At 60.6% G+C, this 15,890-nt stretch carries 14 protein-coding genes; 4 read left to right on the top strand and 10 right to left on the bottom strand.

Annotation, left to right across the window (positions count from 1 at the left end):
- Window positions 1-188 precede the first annotated feature (188 nt).
- Genes P3T20_RS02425 through P3T20_RS02435 form a run of 3 tightly spaced genes read left to right on the top strand, consistent with a single transcriptional unit; the run spans window position 189 to window position 3,419 of the window.
- Window positions 189-1,214 (top strand): succinylglutamate desuccinylase/aspartoacylase family protein, encoded by a 1,026-nt coding sequence (locus P3T20_RS02425; RefSeq protein ID WP_074269052.1) that lies wholly within the window; start codon window positions 189-191, stop codon window positions 1,212-1,214.
- Between the two features lie 14 nt (window positions 1,215-1,228).
- Window positions 1,229-2,551 (top strand): MFS transporter, encoded by a 1,323-nt coding sequence (locus tag P3T20_RS02430; protein ID WP_074269053.1) that lies wholly within the window; start codon window positions 1,229-1,231, stop codon window positions 2,549-2,551.
- A complete protein-coding gene (locus tag P3T20_RS02435; RefSeq protein WP_074269054.1) occupies window positions 2,544-3,419 on the top strand; it encodes an MBL fold metallo-hydrolase in 876 nt (291 codons plus the stop codon). The genes P3T20_RS02430 and P3T20_RS02435 overlap by 8 nt, the downstream gene beginning before the upstream one ends.
- Before the next feature lie 9 nt (window positions 3,420-3,428).
- On the opposite strand, the gene P3T20_RS02440 is transcribed toward P3T20_RS02435, so the two are convergent.
- The 6 genes from P3T20_RS02440 to P3T20_RS02465 form a co-directional block, all read right to left on the bottom strand.
- Window positions 3,429-4,331, bottom strand: coding sequence for a LysR family transcriptional regulator (locus tag P3T20_RS02440; RefSeq protein WP_074269055.1), 903 nt, complete (start codon window positions 4,329-4,331; stop codon window positions 3,429-3,431).
- A gap of 249 nt (window positions 4,332-4,580) precedes the next feature.
- Entirely contained in the window at window positions 4,581-4,925 is a 345-nt protein-coding gene (locus tag P3T20_RS02445) for a cupredoxin domain-containing protein (RefSeq protein ID WP_074269056.1), read from the bottom strand.
- Window positions 4,926-4,960: 35 nt separating this feature from the next.
- Window positions 4,961-5,905: a metallophosphoesterase family protein gene (locus P3T20_RS02450; RefSeq protein WP_074269057.1), complete on the bottom strand. Its 945-nt coding sequence runs from the start codon at window positions 5,903-5,905 to the stop codon at window positions 4,961-4,963.
- A gap of 133 nt (window positions 5,906-6,038) precedes the next feature.
- The gene (locus P3T20_RS02455) at window positions 6,039-6,866 is read right to left on the bottom strand and encodes an anti-sigma factor family protein (protein ID WP_074269058.1); all 828 of its coding nucleotides are present in this window, start codon (window positions 6,864-6,866) and stop codon (window positions 6,039-6,041) included.
- Window positions 6,866-7,408 carry a sigma-70 family RNA polymerase sigma factor gene (locus P3T20_RS02460; protein WP_074269059.1) on the bottom strand — a complete coding sequence of 181 codons (543 nt, stop codon included), beginning with the start codon at window positions 7,406-7,408 and terminating at the stop codon, window positions 6,866-6,868. Before P3T20_RS02460 ends, P3T20_RS02455 begins: the two co-directional genes overlap by 1 nt.
- Before the next feature lie 192 nt (window positions 7,409-7,600).
- Window positions 7,601-8,545: a LysR substrate-binding domain-containing protein gene (locus tag P3T20_RS02465; protein WP_074269060.1), complete on the bottom strand. Its 945-nt coding sequence runs from the start codon at window positions 8,543-8,545 to the stop codon at window positions 7,601-7,603.
- Between the two features lie 461 nt (window positions 8,546-9,006).
- Between P3T20_RS02465 and P3T20_RS02470 the strand changes: the two genes are divergently transcribed.
- Entirely contained in the window at window positions 9,007-11,343 is a 2,337-nt protein-coding gene (locus P3T20_RS02470) for a patatin-like phospholipase family protein (RefSeq protein ID WP_083611753.1), read from the top strand.
- 42 nt (window positions 11,344-11,385) lie between these two features.
- On the opposite strand, the gene P3T20_RS02475 is transcribed toward P3T20_RS02470, so the two are convergent.
- The 4 genes from P3T20_RS02475 to pcaF all read right to left on the bottom strand — a co-directional run bounded on the left by P3T20_RS02475 (window position 11,386) and on the right by pcaF (window position 15,666).
- Window positions 11,386-12,519 carry an ATP-binding protein gene (locus P3T20_RS02475; RefSeq protein ID WP_429285947.1) on the bottom strand — a complete coding sequence of 378 codons (1,134 nt, stop codon included), beginning with the start codon at window positions 12,517-12,519 and terminating at the stop codon, window positions 11,386-11,388.
- Between the two features lie 79 nt (window positions 12,520-12,598).
- Window positions 12,599-13,396, bottom strand: coding sequence for an alpha/beta hydrolase (locus tag P3T20_RS02480; protein ID WP_429285948.1), 798 nt, complete (start codon window positions 13,394-13,396; stop codon window positions 12,599-12,601).
- A gap of 149 nt (window positions 13,397-13,545) precedes the next feature.
- Window positions 13,546-14,253 (bottom strand): response regulator, encoded by a 708-nt coding sequence (locus P3T20_RS02485; protein ID WP_429285949.1) that lies wholly within the window; start codon window positions 14,251-14,253, stop codon window positions 13,546-13,548.
- Between the two features lie 210 nt (window positions 14,254-14,463).
- Entirely contained in the window at window positions 14,464-15,666 is a 1,203-nt protein-coding gene (pcaF, locus tag P3T20_RS02490) for a 3-oxoadipyl-CoA thiolase (protein WP_429285950.1), read from the bottom strand.
- Between the last annotated feature and the right edge of the window lie 224 nt (window positions 15,667-15,890).

A 15,890-nucleotide genomic window follows, 5' to 3' on the forward strand; every position in this document is an offset into this window, starting at 1 on the left:
CGAATTTAAGAAGTCAAATTCACGGTGTCAAGGGTTTTGATGATTTTTCGAATACCCGGGACCGATGCCGCCAAGGCATCGCGCCAGCCAGTCATCGGCATTGGCATAAAGCCTCTCGATTTCCGATAGTACGCACATCGCCGCCGCAGCCGGACCTGCGCGGCATGCAAACATTCAGGAGACGAATGATGGCAAACAACCGTTCCCGCATTTCAACGGACATCGATTTTGAGCAAGAGGGCTTTCAGACGGGCACGCTAGACGTGCCCCATTCCGTGGACCGATCCGGCTATGGACACATCCCCATCCCGATCGCCGTCCTCAAGCACGGCAACGGGCCCACTGCGTTGCTCACTGGCGGTAATCACGGCGACGAATACGAAGGCCCTATTGCGCTGATGAAACTGTTGCAGCGTCTGCCTTCGATGCAGATCAACGGCCGTCTTATCATCGTACCGGGCTTGAATTTCCCAGCGTTTCTCGCTGGACGACGGACCTCGCCAATCGATGGCGCCAACATGAACCGCATTTTCCCGGGCCGTCGCGACGGCTCCGTCACGGAGATGATCGCTCATTATGTGGATACCGAACTGTTTCCGCGCGCCGACTTCGTGTTCGACATTCATGCAGGCGGAGCCTCGTTCGATCACTTACCGACGCTACTGGTGGCCCCGCCTGCCGATGCCGAGCGCCGTCGCGAATACCGGCGCATCGTCGAGGCGTTTGCTGCTCCCCATGCAATGGTGATGGATCTGCTCGGCGAGGACCGCACCTATGGAGCTGCCATCGAGCGGCACGGCAAGCTGTTTCTGTGCGGCGAATTCGGTGGTTATGCTACGTTGAATCCGTCCGGCCTTGCGATCGTCGAAGAGGGTGTGCAGCGCGTGCTGGCGACGCTCGGCATCTGCCCGGACAACTCGCTGCCCCCGCCGCGTTACGACACCCGTTGGCTGCGCGTCGACGGCAAAAAGCATTACGTTTTTGCGGACACGCGCGGCATTTTCGAACCGGCATTCAAGCTCGGCGACCAGGTAAAGGCCGGCGACCTGGCCGGGCGCATCTTCGATCCGCACGCACCGTGGGCGGCCCCCGTCGAACTGAGGTTCGACACCGCGGGACTAGTCGTCATTGTCCGTTCGTTTGCGAGCGTCGAACCTGGCGACTGCGTCGCGCTCGTAGCAAGCGACGACGTTTCCGGCGGCCACACGCATTGACCACGGAGACGGCCATGTCCGCAATCCCTGTAGCCACTATCGCCGACGGGCGCGATGCACTCTATCGCAAGATCACATGGCGTCTGCTGCCGTTTCTGACGCTGTGCTACATGCTCGCATATCTCGATCGCATCAATATCGGCTTTGCGAAGTTGCAGATGCAGAATCAGCTCGCGTTTTCCGATGCCGCTTACGGGGTCGCTGCGGGCATCTTCTTCATCGGCTACGTGCTATTCGAAATTCCGAGCAATCTGCTTCTGCCGAAGATCGGCGCACGCAAGACGTTATCGCGCATCATGGTGCTGTGGGGGCTGACCTCCGCGTCGATGCTGTTGGTGCGCGACGTCCACGCGTTTTACGCGCTACGCTTCCTGCTTGGTGTCTTCGAGGCCGGTTTCGCGCCTGGGATGGTGCTGTATCTGACGTACTGGTACGCGCCAACGCGTACCGCACGTGCGATGGCCGTCGTGATGTGGGCCGGTCCGATTGGCGGTGTGATTGGCGGCCCCTTGTCGAGTTGGGCCATGACGTCGCTGGCAGGTGCCGGTGGCCTCGCAGGCTGGCAATGGATGTTCATCGTCGAAGGTCTGCCTTGTTGCATACTGGGTGTGGTGGCGTTTTTCTTTCTCGATGATCGCCCGCAGCAGGCACGCTGGTTGTCCGATCAGGAGAAAGCACTGCTCGACGCCGATCTCGCTGCGCAACGCATCAGGCGTGCGGCGAGCGAAGCACGGCATCTCTCGCTGCGAAGCGTTGTAGCCGATCCCAAGGTACTCGCACTCGCGTTCAGCAACTTTTGCGTGATCGCCGGAATCTATACGGTGAGCTTCTGGTTACCGACCATTCTGAAGACCGCCGGTGTTGCCAGCACGACGGAGATCGGCCTGTGGTCGTCCATTCCCTACGTCGCCGCGATTGCGGCGATGGGATGGCTGTGCCGCAGTTCCGATCGTCGTAACGAGCGCCGCCGCCATAGCGCCATTGCCAGCATCGTGGGAGCCGTCGCCCTTGCCGTCGCGGGTTTGTATCCGCATCAACTCGGAATAGCGTTACCTGCCATCACACTCTCCACTGCCATGCTTTGGGCTTCATATACGGTACTTTGGGCACTGCCAGCGGGCTACCTGGGCAGCGCAGCGGCGGCGGGAGGCATTGCCTTCATCAACATCTGCGGCGCGCTTGGCGGCTTCGCCAGCCCGATCATCATCGGTTACGTTAAAACATTGACTGGCGGCATGCAGGCGGGAATGCTGACGATTGTCGTCATCGCGCTCGCCGGTGCGTTTGCGATGCTCTGCAACCCTATTGAATCCCGCACGGAGGCACGGCATGGATGAACCATCGAAGATCTACCGCGTTGGCGATGCGACGATTACCCGCGTCCTCGAGCAAAGCTTTCCTTTCAAGGCCCAAACGCTATTCGCCGATTTCGACCCTGCGGTGATCGAGGAGCATGGTACGTGGCTCAAAGACGGGCACATTGACGCTACGGCGGAACACTTCATTCTGAGCGTCAATACATGGGTAGTTCGGTTAGGCGGCAAAGTCATTCTGATCGACACCGCCAGCGGCAATCACAAAAACCGTCCGTTTAGCGCCCTCTTTCATCAACTGAATACGCCTTACCTCGAGCGGCTGGCGCGCGCTGGCGTCACACCCGATGAAGTCGATTTCGTACTTCTTACCCACCTGCATGTGGACCACGTCGGCTGGAACACTCGGCTCAATGATGGCCGCTGGGTACCGACCTTTCCGAACGCGCGCTACGTGTTCTCGAGCGCAGAGCGCCAACACTTCGACACGGCAGCTGGCGCAAGCCGGCGGATGGTTTTCGATGACAGCGTATTGCCGGTAATCGAGGCGGGACTCGCAGAGGAGATTGGCCCGGAGGGTGGAGAATATCTGCCCGGCATCCGCTTTTGTTCGACTCCAGGGCACAGCGCGGGACATATGTCGATCGAGCTTGAATCGGCAGGTGCGCACGCGCTCTTTAGCGGCGACGTATGGCATCACGCAATCCAGGTCTACCGACCCGCCTGGAGTTCGATGTTCTGCGCCGACAAGTCACGCGCGAACGCATCGCGCGAGTGGGTGTTGGAGCGGGCAGCCGACACGGGCGCTACGGTGTTCACCCCGCATTTTTCCGGCACATCGGCAGGTGAGGTGACGCACGCCGGCAGCGGCTTTACATGGCGTTTTTTATAGTCAACGGACCTAATCGCTTTCGCCAGCCTGCAGAGTCGCGTCAAACACGCGTAGCAGGCGCTGCAATGCAGCGTTCGGGTTCGTGTCGATATAGGCGAACGCCAGTGGCATCCGGATTGATAGATCGGTGAAGCGCAGAAACTGCGTGCGCGCCGGCGGACGCCCCAGATTCGCTGAATTGACAATTGCCGCGCCGATGCCTGCTGACACCAGCGAAAGAATCGCGGCTTCGGTCGGTACTTCCTGCACCACGTTCAACGTTAGATCAAGATCGTCGCAGGCACCGAGCAGTCTGTCGTAATACGAGGGATAGGTTTGTCGGGGAAAGCAGATCATCGGTCGACCGTTCAGGTCTCGTGCCGAGATTGCCTGGTTATCCGGAAGATTCCAGCTTCGGGGAACCGCGGCCACCACGTCATTGACGGCGAGCTGCACCAGCCGCAGTTCACGAGGAAGCTCCCCATAGGAGTAGATGAAGCCGCCGTCGAGCGTACCGGCGAGGATCTCGTCTACCTGCTCCGGCGTATTGAGCGGTGCTACATGGAGGCTCACCTCCGGTGCTTCGCGCTGAAAGCGATTAAACGCGTCCGGCACGAAACCGTCCCAGCTCGCATTCTCGACGACCCCAAGCCGCAAAGTGCCTCGCAATCCCGAAGCAACGAGTTTGACTGCACGCGCCGCCGATTCGAGGATGCCGAGCGACTTGCGAACTTCGGGTAAAAATAGCTCGCCCGCCGCCGTGAGCCTGACACCCTGCGGCGTCCGGTCGAACAGTCGCGCGCCCAGCAGTTCCTCCAGGTCGTGAATCTGACGGGTAATCGCCGGCTGCGTGATGTTAATACGCTCGGCGGCCATACGGAAACTCTGGTTTTCAGCGACCGCCATAAAGTACTTCAGGTGTCGTAATTCCACTGTGCTTTCCCTGCTTTGCCCGGCTGGACTATTGGCTTGAGCGCCAGCATCCCTTACCGCAACGACGTTGGCGATCGAAACCGCGGCGGACCGCGCGATGTTTTCACCATCGCTCCCGGTTCCGCCGCATCTCTGTGTTATCGACGCTTTTTGACCAGTGCTGAAGGGTAAAGAGGGATTCTAAGGAAATATCCGATGTGGAAGGTTTGAAGCCGAGCCGCGGCGCGTCACAGCACCGCTGGCCCGTGCTTACTGAACAGTAATGGTCGCCTTCATGTTGGGGTGTATGCCGCAAAAGATCTGATACACCCCGGGCTTATCGAACTTGAACTGGTAGGTGTCGTTCTGATCGAGCGCGGCGGAGCGGAACAGCCCGGCATCGTTGACCACGGTGTGCGGTTCGCCGTCGAGATTTTTCCAGGTTACCGTCGTGCCGGTCTTGATGGTGAGCGCCATCGGCGAGAACATGAAGTTCTTGATCACCACGGCATTCGACTCCTCCGCTTGAGTGGCAGAAAATCCGGCGGACACAGCCAGTAGCAGGATCGCCCCGAGCAACACAGCCAGTGATACTTGAATAGTATTCCTTATCATGATTTCGTCCTTGATATCAGTATCGGTCGATGGGTTTAGACAAGCGTGGCGTCGTCGAGGCTAGCCTTGAGCGGATGATGCGTGATCTTGATGCTCGTCACGCCCAGCATGTGCGGAAGCTGATCACTCGCCACGGTCAAAGGCATGGGTCCGGGCCCCTCACCCGCGGTAGGTTGCGGGTAAGCTGTCGAGCGCGCGGTATGGAAAGTAATGTTCCCCTCCACCTTCGACACGATCTGGTGGATATGACCATTCAGCACTGTGACCGAGCCGAATCGCTTCAGATAACTCATGGCCTGCCCGGCATCGCCGGTTCCCCAGCCCCACGGCTCATAGATCGTCCACAGCGGCATATGCGCGAACACGACGATCGGCGTGCTGGAAGAACGCCCCTTCAGGTCGTTTTCGAGCCAGGCAAGCTGGTCGTCCCCGAGTCCTCCGAGACCGTTCGGCTTGAAGTGCATCACGTTGACGAGAGCGATGAAATGCACGCCGTTATGGTCAAAGCTGTAATAGCCTTTGTTGTCGGAGGCCTGGCCAAAGCGCTTGAAGTATTCGGTGCCCGGTCCGTCCGTCACGTCATGCTCGCCGGGCACCGTATGCAACTCGGTGATATTCAGACCTGACATCAACTGGGCCGCGAGGTCGAACTGCTCCGGCTTCGAAAGATGCGTGATGTCGCCCGTGTGGATCGTCAGCGCCGGCTTGACCGGCATGGCATTGACGAACTCGATGGTCTGCTTGAGCGTGCCCGCTACGTCCGGATTGGCTTCCTTGTTGAAGCCGATATGCGTGTCGCTGATCTGCAGGAATAGCGGCACGCCGGAAACCGCTGAGGAATCCTTGGTACTGGCGGCAAGCGCGAGCTCAACGGGCGTCAGGATACCGCCAGCCAGTACAAACAGCGTACCCACGCCCCCGAAGGCCAGGCACTTCAACGCGCCACGGCGCGACGGATCGGATGGAAGATCTAATGACATGGTCACCTCACGATTAAAGTTCAGGAGACGAACCGCCGGATCATCCGACGGTCGTCCTGACTGGATTCAATGAGGAGACTGCAGCGGGGTACGTCTTATTCCACGACTCGCCACTATTTTTTTAGCGGCCTCGTCAGGAAGCGGAATGTGCGCGCAGATCGGTAATGAAACCGTTGAGTTCGGCGTCGCCCGCATCGGTAACGGCCCAGTAGTTCATTCCCGCGGCACTCCAGTGCGCGAGGTGATAGCCCTGCCGCTCGTAGATATGCGGTGTCGCGCCCGCATCGTTACCCGGCCAGACATACAGATTGATCGGGTGCAACTTGTAGCGATAGACCATCACAGCGACCGAGCGTCCGTTCAGATAATCGAGCCGGCCGCCCACCAGCGGATACCCCTGCTGCGCGAGGTCCACCACCGGTGGCGCAAAGTCGATCTTGCCGTCGAACCACGGTTTGACGGTGTGCCGATCGGTCGAGATCACATCATAAAGATGATCGAACTGCAGCGAGCGGACATGGCTGTCCACCAGTTCTTCGGTCAGACGCGTATCGCCGGACGGCATGGTGTAGTACAGCCCGGCACTCCACGTCAATGCGACCAGACTCACCACCATCGCACCGAGCGGCGCCCAGCCAAGCGTCCTGACGCCACCATTGCCGCCTCCCGCAACGCCGAATGCACCGCCGAAAACACCACGCCCGCCGAAGCGTTCGCCCAGCCGTTGCCATACGGAGCGGCGCACCGGCAGCGAAGCCTGGATGCGGCGCACCAGTTCCGGTGGTGCGTCCATTCGCATGTCCGATTCCCGTAGCCGCGCGCTGACCTGACGCTGCTGCTCATAGGCCTGCGTGCACAACTCGCAACTGGCCAGATGACGCTCGAACTCGAGCGCCTCGGACAAACTCAGTTCCTCGTCGATATAGCCCGGCAGTAATTCAAACGCCTGTTCGTGATCCATCACGCCTCCTGATCTGTCGGTGCGAGCAGCGCCGCAAGCTGCTGTCGGCCGCGCCCGAGGCGAGACATCACGGTTCCCATCGGGATACCCACGATGGCGGCGATTTCCTTGTATGACAATTCCTCAAGCTCCCGCAGCACGACTACCTCCCGGAATTCCAGACGCAAGCTGCGCAGCGCCTGGTGCACCCGCTTCTGGCTCTGGCTGCGAATCAGCGCCGCTTCGGGACTGTCGTCCCGTCCGGCCCCGCTGCTTTCTTCGAGGCTGTGCATCTCTTCCTCGAATTCCGTGGTGTCCGCTGCATGATCCCGGTTCTGCTGGTGCCACGTGTAAAAGGTGTTACGTACGATGCTCAATAACCAGGCACGCGCGTCATCGCCGCGGAATCCGCCGAAATAGCGGAAAGCCCGCAGATACGCCTCCTGGACCACGTCCTGGGCGTCCTGATCGTTACGGGTCAGCCAACGCGCAACGTTGAAGGCCGAATTCATATGAGGCAATAGCAGCGCCTCGAACCGCTTGGCGATGATTGGATCGGCCATTGTGAAATCCCTGCGGTAACCCCTATCCGTAACCGATAACTAGCAGACTGCCGGTACGTCGCTTTTATTCCCGGAGAGTCGGCCAGACCCGTTTTACTGCGGCATGGCAAGCGGACGACTGATTTCAGAGGGCATTGTAGCTGCCTTGAGAGGGGCAAAACCAGGTGGCGCGGTGGGGGAGCGGTGTACCGGTTACGCCACGACTTGGGTCACGGAATCCAGTTCGTTGCGCAAAGCCAGTGCGAGTTTGGGAAGGGCAAACTCCAGAAACAGACGTGTCGATACGGTCGCGCCACGGCGCGCAGGCAGCATCGCATACATGGTTGCGGGTTCCGGTTGCCACCCGGCCTGAACCTTGAACGCGTCGACCAGCCGGTTCGCACGCAGCGCATCTTCACACAAATGGCGCGGCATACAGGCCGCCCCAATCCCTGCGACGACTCCAGCCTGCAAGACCGCGACGCTTCCCGTCATCACGTGCGGCGTGTATTCGATGGCGTGCCCGCCATGCTTCGGATGAAGGAACCGGAGCGTTTTCACGCCAGCCTGAGCTGCACGCGCGAACAGTCTGAATCCGGCTAACTGGTCGGGATGCGATAGTTGCCCGGACTGCTCCAGCAGGGCCGGGCTGATGGCCATGATCATAGGAACGTCGCCAATGGTCCGGGCTACCAGGCTCGAGTCGGCAAGCGGCCCGGTCTGCGCACAAAACCCGAGGTCGAAACCTTCTGCTACCAGATCGGGCACCCAGTTGCGGGTGTCGATCAGCAGGTCGACTTGTGGGTACAGGCGGCAAAATTCGGCGATCACCGGCATCAAGGCCGCTGCCGAAAACGTGGCCGGAGCAGTGATGCGCAGTACGCCGCGCGGTTCGCCATTCATTTCCGCAGCGACGCTAAAGGCTGCCCGCGCCTCATCGGCAAGCTTGCGCGCGTGACCATAGATCTGTTCGCCGGCGGTGGTCAGAGATATGCAACGCGTGTTGCGCTGGAGCAGACGCACACCCATGCGTTGCTCCAGTTCTGCCACGCGGCGGCTCACCTTGGAACGCTGCATGCCGAGACTGCGCGCAGCGGCCGCGAACCCTGCTTTCTGAACCACCTCAGCAAACAGGAGGAGGTCATCGAGCCTTTCCATATTTCACCATCCCCGAGTTGTTGCCATGCTACAAGCTTCATCGTACGATCGTTCTATTTAATCTGTATTCCTACCTAAACGGTTCGCACCGGCAACTTTTCGCCGTGCAAGCCTCAGGGAGACCGGGCAAGCTAAAACGTCAACAGCGTTAGTTATGGTCAGAATAATGACCAATGTTAAAAAGCATTGCAAGACAACAATCGTTAAAACAATGTCAAACAAATTTATGGCTTCAAATACTGCTTCGTATAACCAACTATTCTTCTTCACTTCCCGCTATTCAGGCGAACTGGCGATGTCCGCCGCGCAGTAAGCGGAGACAATCGCTGCTCCCTGGATTCAGCGCTTCGACGGCGGAAACAACGAAAAACGCGCGCCCGGCGCGCCGCCCCCCGCAGGAACCTCAGTACTCGACTGTAAAACCATGTAATCTCTCGGTTTTTCCTACAGTTGTGAAGCGCATGATCCCAGCGTTGGCGAGCCCAAAAAAACCACTAACGAAGGCATATACAAGGCTCTGCCATGCCCCCACCCGACTGCTTTGCGCCGCCACACTGCTGGCGCTCGCCCTTACCTCCTTCGTGAAGTCCGCCCGCGCGGCGGACACCGCCTGCACGCCTGACGGCGGCCCAACTGGCCGCCCCGCCGTCGGCCTTGTGCTGTCCGGCGGCGGCGCGCGCGGCTACGCCCACCTGGGGGTGCTAAAGGTACTGGAAGAGAATCGCATTCCGGTTGACTGTATCGCCGCCACCAGCATGGGCTCGGTGGTCGGCGGCCTGTACGCGAGCGGGATGACCGCGCAGGAAATGCAAAACCGCCTCGGCCAGGTGAACCTGGCCGACATCGCTTTCGATGTGGTCGAGCGCGCCGACCTGCCCCAGTCGCAACGCGAAGACGAGGAGCTCTACGCAGGCAGCCCCGCTTTAGGCTTCAACGCTAACGGCTTCAGGCTGGCGCCCGGCCTCGTGCAAGGCAATCGTTTGCAGGCGTTGCTGCAGGACTGGACCTCGGCGGTGTCGGCCAATAACTCATTCAACCAGTTGCCGATTCCGTTCCGCGCCATCGCCACGGATCTGCAAACAGGCGAGAAGGTCGTGCTCGAGAAGGGCTCGCTGCCGCAAGCCATCCGCGCCAGCATCGCCCTGCCGGGCCTGTTCGCGCCGACGGTGGTGGACGGCCGCACGCTGGTCGACGGTGGCATTGTCAGCAACCTGCCCATCGAAACCGCACGCGACATGGGCGCGCAAGTGGTGATCGCGGTCGATATCGGGTCGCCGCTGCGTTCGCTCGACGCGCTCGCCTCGCCCGCCGACGTCATGCAGCAGATGATAGGCATCCTGATTCATCAGAACGTCGCGCAACAACGCAAACAGCTCGATGCGGATGACGTACTGATCACGCCATCCCTCGGATCGCTTAGCTTCACTGACTTCGCCAACGCCCCGCAAGCAATCGCAGCCGGCGAAGCCGCTGCTCGCGCAGCACTACCGAAGCTGCAGCATCTCGCCCTGTCGCCGCAAGATTACGCGGCGTGGCGTGCCGCGCATATGACGCCTGTCGTGAAGCCGGTGCGGATCACGCGCATCGTCGTCAAGTCGCATGGCCCGATCCCCGAGCGGCGCATCGTCGAAGCGCTGCACGTCCATGCCGGCGACGTCTACGATCCCAAGGCGCTCAACCAGGACCTGCTGGCCCTCACTACGGCGGGCGATTTCGAAAGCGTGACACAGCAACTGGTCAGCGACGGTGACGAAAACACGCTCGTGATCGATGCCCACGACAAATCGTGGGGACCCAACTTCCTGCTGTTCGGCCTCGGCCTGTCGGCGAGTTCTTCGGACGTCGGCGGCTTCCGCCTGCATATGGGATACCGTCGGCCGTGGCTGACATCGTCGGGACTGGAGGGGTTGATCGACGGCACGGTGGGCAGCGATATGCTCGCGTTGCATGCCGAGCTGCGGCAACCGCTCTCGGATTCGTTTGGCTATTACGTCGCGCCGTATGTGGAGTTTCAGCGCAGCTACGCGAATATCTATCAGGACGACCCTTACATCAAGCTCACTCAATACCAGCAGCAGACTGAACGCGCGGGTCTCGACTTCGGCCTGCCGCTTGCGAACCTCGGTGATTTCCGGCTGGGCGTTGCGTACGCACACGGCTTCGCGTCGCCGCAATACAATCTGCAGTACTACGATGAGAATAATAATCTCACGCTGGCGTATCCCGACATCTACGGCCGCGAGTTTACGGCACGCGCGCGTCTCGTGATCGACCAGCTCGACGACCCGCTCTTCGCGCGCAAGGGCTATTACCTGGAACTGCGCGGCGAACGTTCGCTTTTCGCGCAATCGCAGAACAGCTTTACCGAGGCCTACGGCAAAGCGTTGGTGGCCGCGAGCTATGGGCGCAACAGCCTCAACGCCAGCATCGAGGCCGGCAAGGACTTCCAGAACGTCAACCCGGTCAATCCGTTCGGCTTCACGCTCGGCGGCTTCCAGCATCTGTCCGCGTATGCCGCCGATCAACTGGCTGGCAACTCGATGCTGTACGGCCAGGTCACGTACATGAACGAGCTTACGACGTTCACCGCATCGCCATTCCATGCGTTATTCGCAGGCATGAGCCTCGAAGCGGGCAACGTGTGGGACGGCGAGATTCAATACGGCGGAGGACCGCTAAAACGCAGCGTCACGTTCTTTACCAGCGCGACTACGGCGTTTGGACCGATCTATCTGGGTGTGGCATTCGCACCGGGTGGGCGCAACAACTTCTACATCCAGCTCGGCCACACGTATTGATAGGTATAAAGAAGAAAGCGAACGGTAATAGTCCGGTGGCCGTTAAGCGGCAGCTTGCGCCGTACCCACCGGCCAACTGATTTCGAAACGCGCGCCTGGCAGCGTCAATGGGTCCGTCACCGCAATGCGGCCTTTGTGCGCGCGCAAGACCTGTTGCGTGATCGCAAGCCCCAGACCGTATCCGCCGGTGTGGCGATCGAGCCGCACGAAGGCGTCGAAGATGCGCTCGCGCTCGCTTTCCGGCACACCAGCGCCGTCGTCTTCGACAAAGATCTCTACATTGCCGTGCCGCACAGCCAGTCCGACCAGAATCTGGCTGCGCGCATATTTGCTGGCGTTGCGCAGCAGATTGCGCATCGCGTACGACATCAGGCGTTTGTCCATCACTACACGCAGCGCCGCGTCGATCTCGACGCGCGGGACGATTTCATTATCGGTGTAAGGCAAGGCCGCGTCGTTGATCTGACTGTCGAACCATAAGGCGAGCACGGTTGGTTCGAGATTCGACTGCAGCGAGCTGTATTCGAGCCTCGCGTAGGTGAGGCTCATGTCGATCAGTTCGTCCAGTTCAGTGACGTCCTGATCGATGCTTGCCAGCGCGCTTTCGTACTCGGTGGCGGAGCCCGGTTCGCGCAACACCTCCAATGCAAAACGCACCCGTGCAAGCGGCGTGCGCAGTTCGTGCGAGATGCCATTGGTCAGTTCGCGCTGCGCGGCGATCAGCCGTTCCATCCGTTCGGCAAGCGCGTTGAGCGTGCGCGCCAGCGGGCCGATGATCGTGCTAAAGGACTCCCGTGCCCGGGTGTTGAAGCGACCGCCGGTGAAATCGATCGCACGTTCGCGGACCATCACCAGATCGACCCACACCGGACGCATCCAGCGATACGCCACCACGGCCGGCACCCCGAACACCACGACCAGGACCGGCACGATGCCACCCGGCAACGCCACGAAGCCGCGCCATACGACCGCGGCGGTCAGCTCGAACGACAGGCCGAGCAACGGAATCGCAGCCACCACCAGCGAGAGCCCCAGCAAACGAAGATAGGCACGCAGATAAAGCCGCGACCAGCTCGGCATGCGGTCGGCACGCGTATCCGTCCACGAGCGGCGAAAATTCAGCCAGCGCCATTTGCAATAGCGGAAAGCAGAGAGTTTAGGTGCGGCAGGATTCATGATCACGAACGTCGGGAAAGAAGGTGCGCCGGCCGCAGGAGGCCGTCCAGTCCATCCGTTCCTCTGGCGTGCGCGCGGCTCACGTTAGCATAGCGGGACGCTGCAGGAAGGCAAGCGTGTGGTCGGCAACGGTATCGCGCTCGTTGTCGAGTGTGATCATGTGATAGCTGTCGGTCAGGCGCACGAGCGTGACATCGCGGCTACCGAGGTGTTCGCAGACGAATTCCGCAGAACGGATGCTCGTCACTTCGTCCTCTTCCGAGTGCATCACCAGCGTTTCACAGGCCACCTGCGGGAGCGCGCGTCTGACTGCAAAACGCATCCAGTCCACCTGAGCAATCGCTGCGAGCGGCACGTACGGATAGTGCACGCCACTGCCTTTTTTCAGCGCGCGACGAATCAGGTTGCGGATACGATCGTTCTTGATGCCGAACGGCTCACCCTCCGGCACGCGAATCAGATGACGCAGTCCCGGCACGCAATACATCAGGTAACGCAGCGGACGCAGGCGCGAACCGCCCCATCCGTCGAGGAAGAGCGGCGGCGACAGCAGGATCAGGCGGCCGTGCGTCATCCGCTCACGGGCGCTCAGCATCACCGCGAGCAAGGCGCCCATCGAGATGCCCGCCACGTCGACACGTTCATAGCGCGTGATCAGATCGCGATACGTGCGGCTAAGCAACTGCATGTAGTCGCGCAGGCTGACGCCGCTCAACTGATCGGGACGCGAACCGTGTCCCGGCAACGACGGCAGATACACATCGCAGCCGATCTGCTCGAACTTGCGATCGAGTGAGCCGAAGTCGTGCCGCGTCCCGCCCAGGCCATGGATCATCAATACAGCGTGTCTGGAAAGAGGTAAGACGCGGGCGGACATGACGCAGCTCGTAAATGAACAAGCTTGCGATACTAGCTACGCAACGCGCGCGCGACTGTCGATTTGAAACAGGTCTATGTGGAGTTTTGTCGGCTATTCAAAGGCAAGTCCGGGGCTCTTCCGAGGCTATTTGCAACCCGGTTGCCAAGTTACTCCCATGCCACCTTGCTGAACTGATAGCCCTTGCCGCGCACCGTCTTGATACACTGCGGCGTGCCGGAATCGTCATGCAGCTTGCGGCGCAGCTTGGAAATGCCGCCGTCGATGGAGCGATCGAGGCCGTCGAACTCGATGCCTCTCAATTGCCGCATCAGGTCGTCGCGGCTCACCACTTCGCCTGCACAACTTACTAGCGCCCACAGCAGGTCGAATTCCGCCGAGGTCAGATCGGGCCGCGTGCCGTCGGGCAGCGTCACCATCCGGGCAGCCCGGTTGATCTCGAACTTGCCGAACGTAAAGCGCTCCGGCTGGCCGGAGATTTCCGTGGCGCGCCCCGAAACGCGGCGCAACTGCGCCTTGATGCGAGCGAGCAGGACGCGCGGTTCGACCGGCTTGTGGACATAATCGTCTGCGCCGAATTCGAGGCCCAATACTTCGTCGAACTGTTCGTCGCGCGCGGTCACCATGATAATCACGCCGTTGAACTGCTCGCGCGCCTCGCGGCAGATCTGGAAACCGTCCTTGCCCGGCAGGTTGACGTCGAGGATCAGCAGGTCCGGCTGCCGTTTGAGAATGGCGGGCACCGCTTCGTTGCCGTGCAGCACGACCTCCACTTCATAGTCGTGCTTGCGCAGATAGCCCGCCACTAACGCGGACAGGCGGATATCGTCTTCAACGAGCAGGATACGGAAAGGCATGAGTAAATTGTCCGGCGCTGACGGAGTTTCAGCCGCTGCGAGGCTGTTGGTAACCTCTCAGCATAGCCGATAGTTTTTGCGCAACTCGAACCACGCGACAAAACTCGACAATTATCCATGCAACTCGACACGAAGACAGGACGAATGCGGGCCGCAATAACAAAAGCCCCATTCGCCAACGAATGGGGTTTCTACAACGTACTAAAAGAATCAGACGCGTTCGATCGCGATCGCAATGCCCTGACCGACGCCGATACACATCGTGCAGAGGGCGAAACGGCCCTGCGTGCGTTGCAGTTGATACATCGCCGTGGTCACGAGCCGCGCGCCGCTCATGCCAAGCGGATGACCAAGCGCAATCGCGCCGCCGTTCGGATTCACGCGAGCGTCATCGTCCGCGACACCCAGCGTACGCAATACCGCGATCCCCTGCGACGCGAACGCCTCGTTCAATTCGATCACGTCGAACTGATCGATCGTCATGCCCAGGCGGGCCAGCAGTTTTTGCGTGGCCGGCGCCGGGCCGATGCCCATCACGCGCGGTGCAACGCCAGCGGTCGCGATACCAAGCACACGTGCCCGCGGTGTCAGGCCGAACCGCTTGGCCGTCGCTTCGTTCGCGAGCAGCAGTGCCGCGGCGCCATCGTTCACGCCTGAGGCGTTGCCCGCTGTTACGGTGCCGTCCGGACGTACCACGCCTTTCAATTTGGCAAGCGCTTCGAGACTGGTTTCCCGCGGATGTTCATCCTGCGACACCACCAGCGGATCGCCCTTCTTCTGCGCAATCGTTACCGAGACGATTTCCTGCGCAAGCGTGCCGTCGCGTTGCGCACGCGCGGCCTTCTGCTGGCTGCGCAGTGCAAACGCGTCCTGATCCGCACGGCTCACCTTGTAGTCGGTTGCGACGTTTTCGCCGGTCTCCGGCATCGAATCGACACCGTAAAGCTGCTTCATTAGCGGATTGACGAAACGCCAGCCAATTGTCGTGTCGAAGATATCGGCCTGGCGCGAGAAGGCGCTGGTTGCCTTGCCCATCACGAACGGCGCACGGCTCATGCTTTCGACGCCGCCCGCCACCATCAATGCCGCCTCGCCCGATTTGATCGCGCGCGCCGCGATGCCGACGGCGTCCATGCCCGAGCCGCACAACCGGTTGACGGTGGAACCCGGTACGTCTTGCGGCAAACCCGCCAGCAGCAGTGACATGCGCGCGACGTTGCGGTTATCTTCGCCGGCCTGGTTGGCGCAGCCGTAGATCACGTCGTCGATGGCGTTCCAGTCGACTTCCTTGTTGCGCTCCATCAGCGCCCTGAGCGGCACAGCGCCTAGGTCGTCGGCACGCACCGACGACAACGAACCCGCATAGCGGCCAATCGGCGTGCGAATCGCGTCGCACAGGAAAGCTTCAGTCATGTGATGTCTCCAGTTGAATACTTGCACCGCTTGCCTCGCCGTAACAGGCGCGGCTGGCGCGTCGCGCGGGTGGAACCGCGTTCGCGGCCACCCGTCGCAGCGAGCGGAAGGGTCATTCGGAGCTTATGCCGCGACGCGACGTGCCGCAAACCCTTCACTAGCCCAATCAGGATAGCAGCGAACCGCGTCGGCCGACTCCGAATTGTTCTATATACGAACAATGG

The sequence above is a fragment of the Paraburkholderia sp. GAS206C genome (assembly GCF_050435645.1).
Taxonomy (GTDB): domain Bacteria; phylum Pseudomonadota; class Gammaproteobacteria; order Burkholderiales; family Burkholderiaceae; genus Paraburkholderia; species Paraburkholderia phenazinium_B.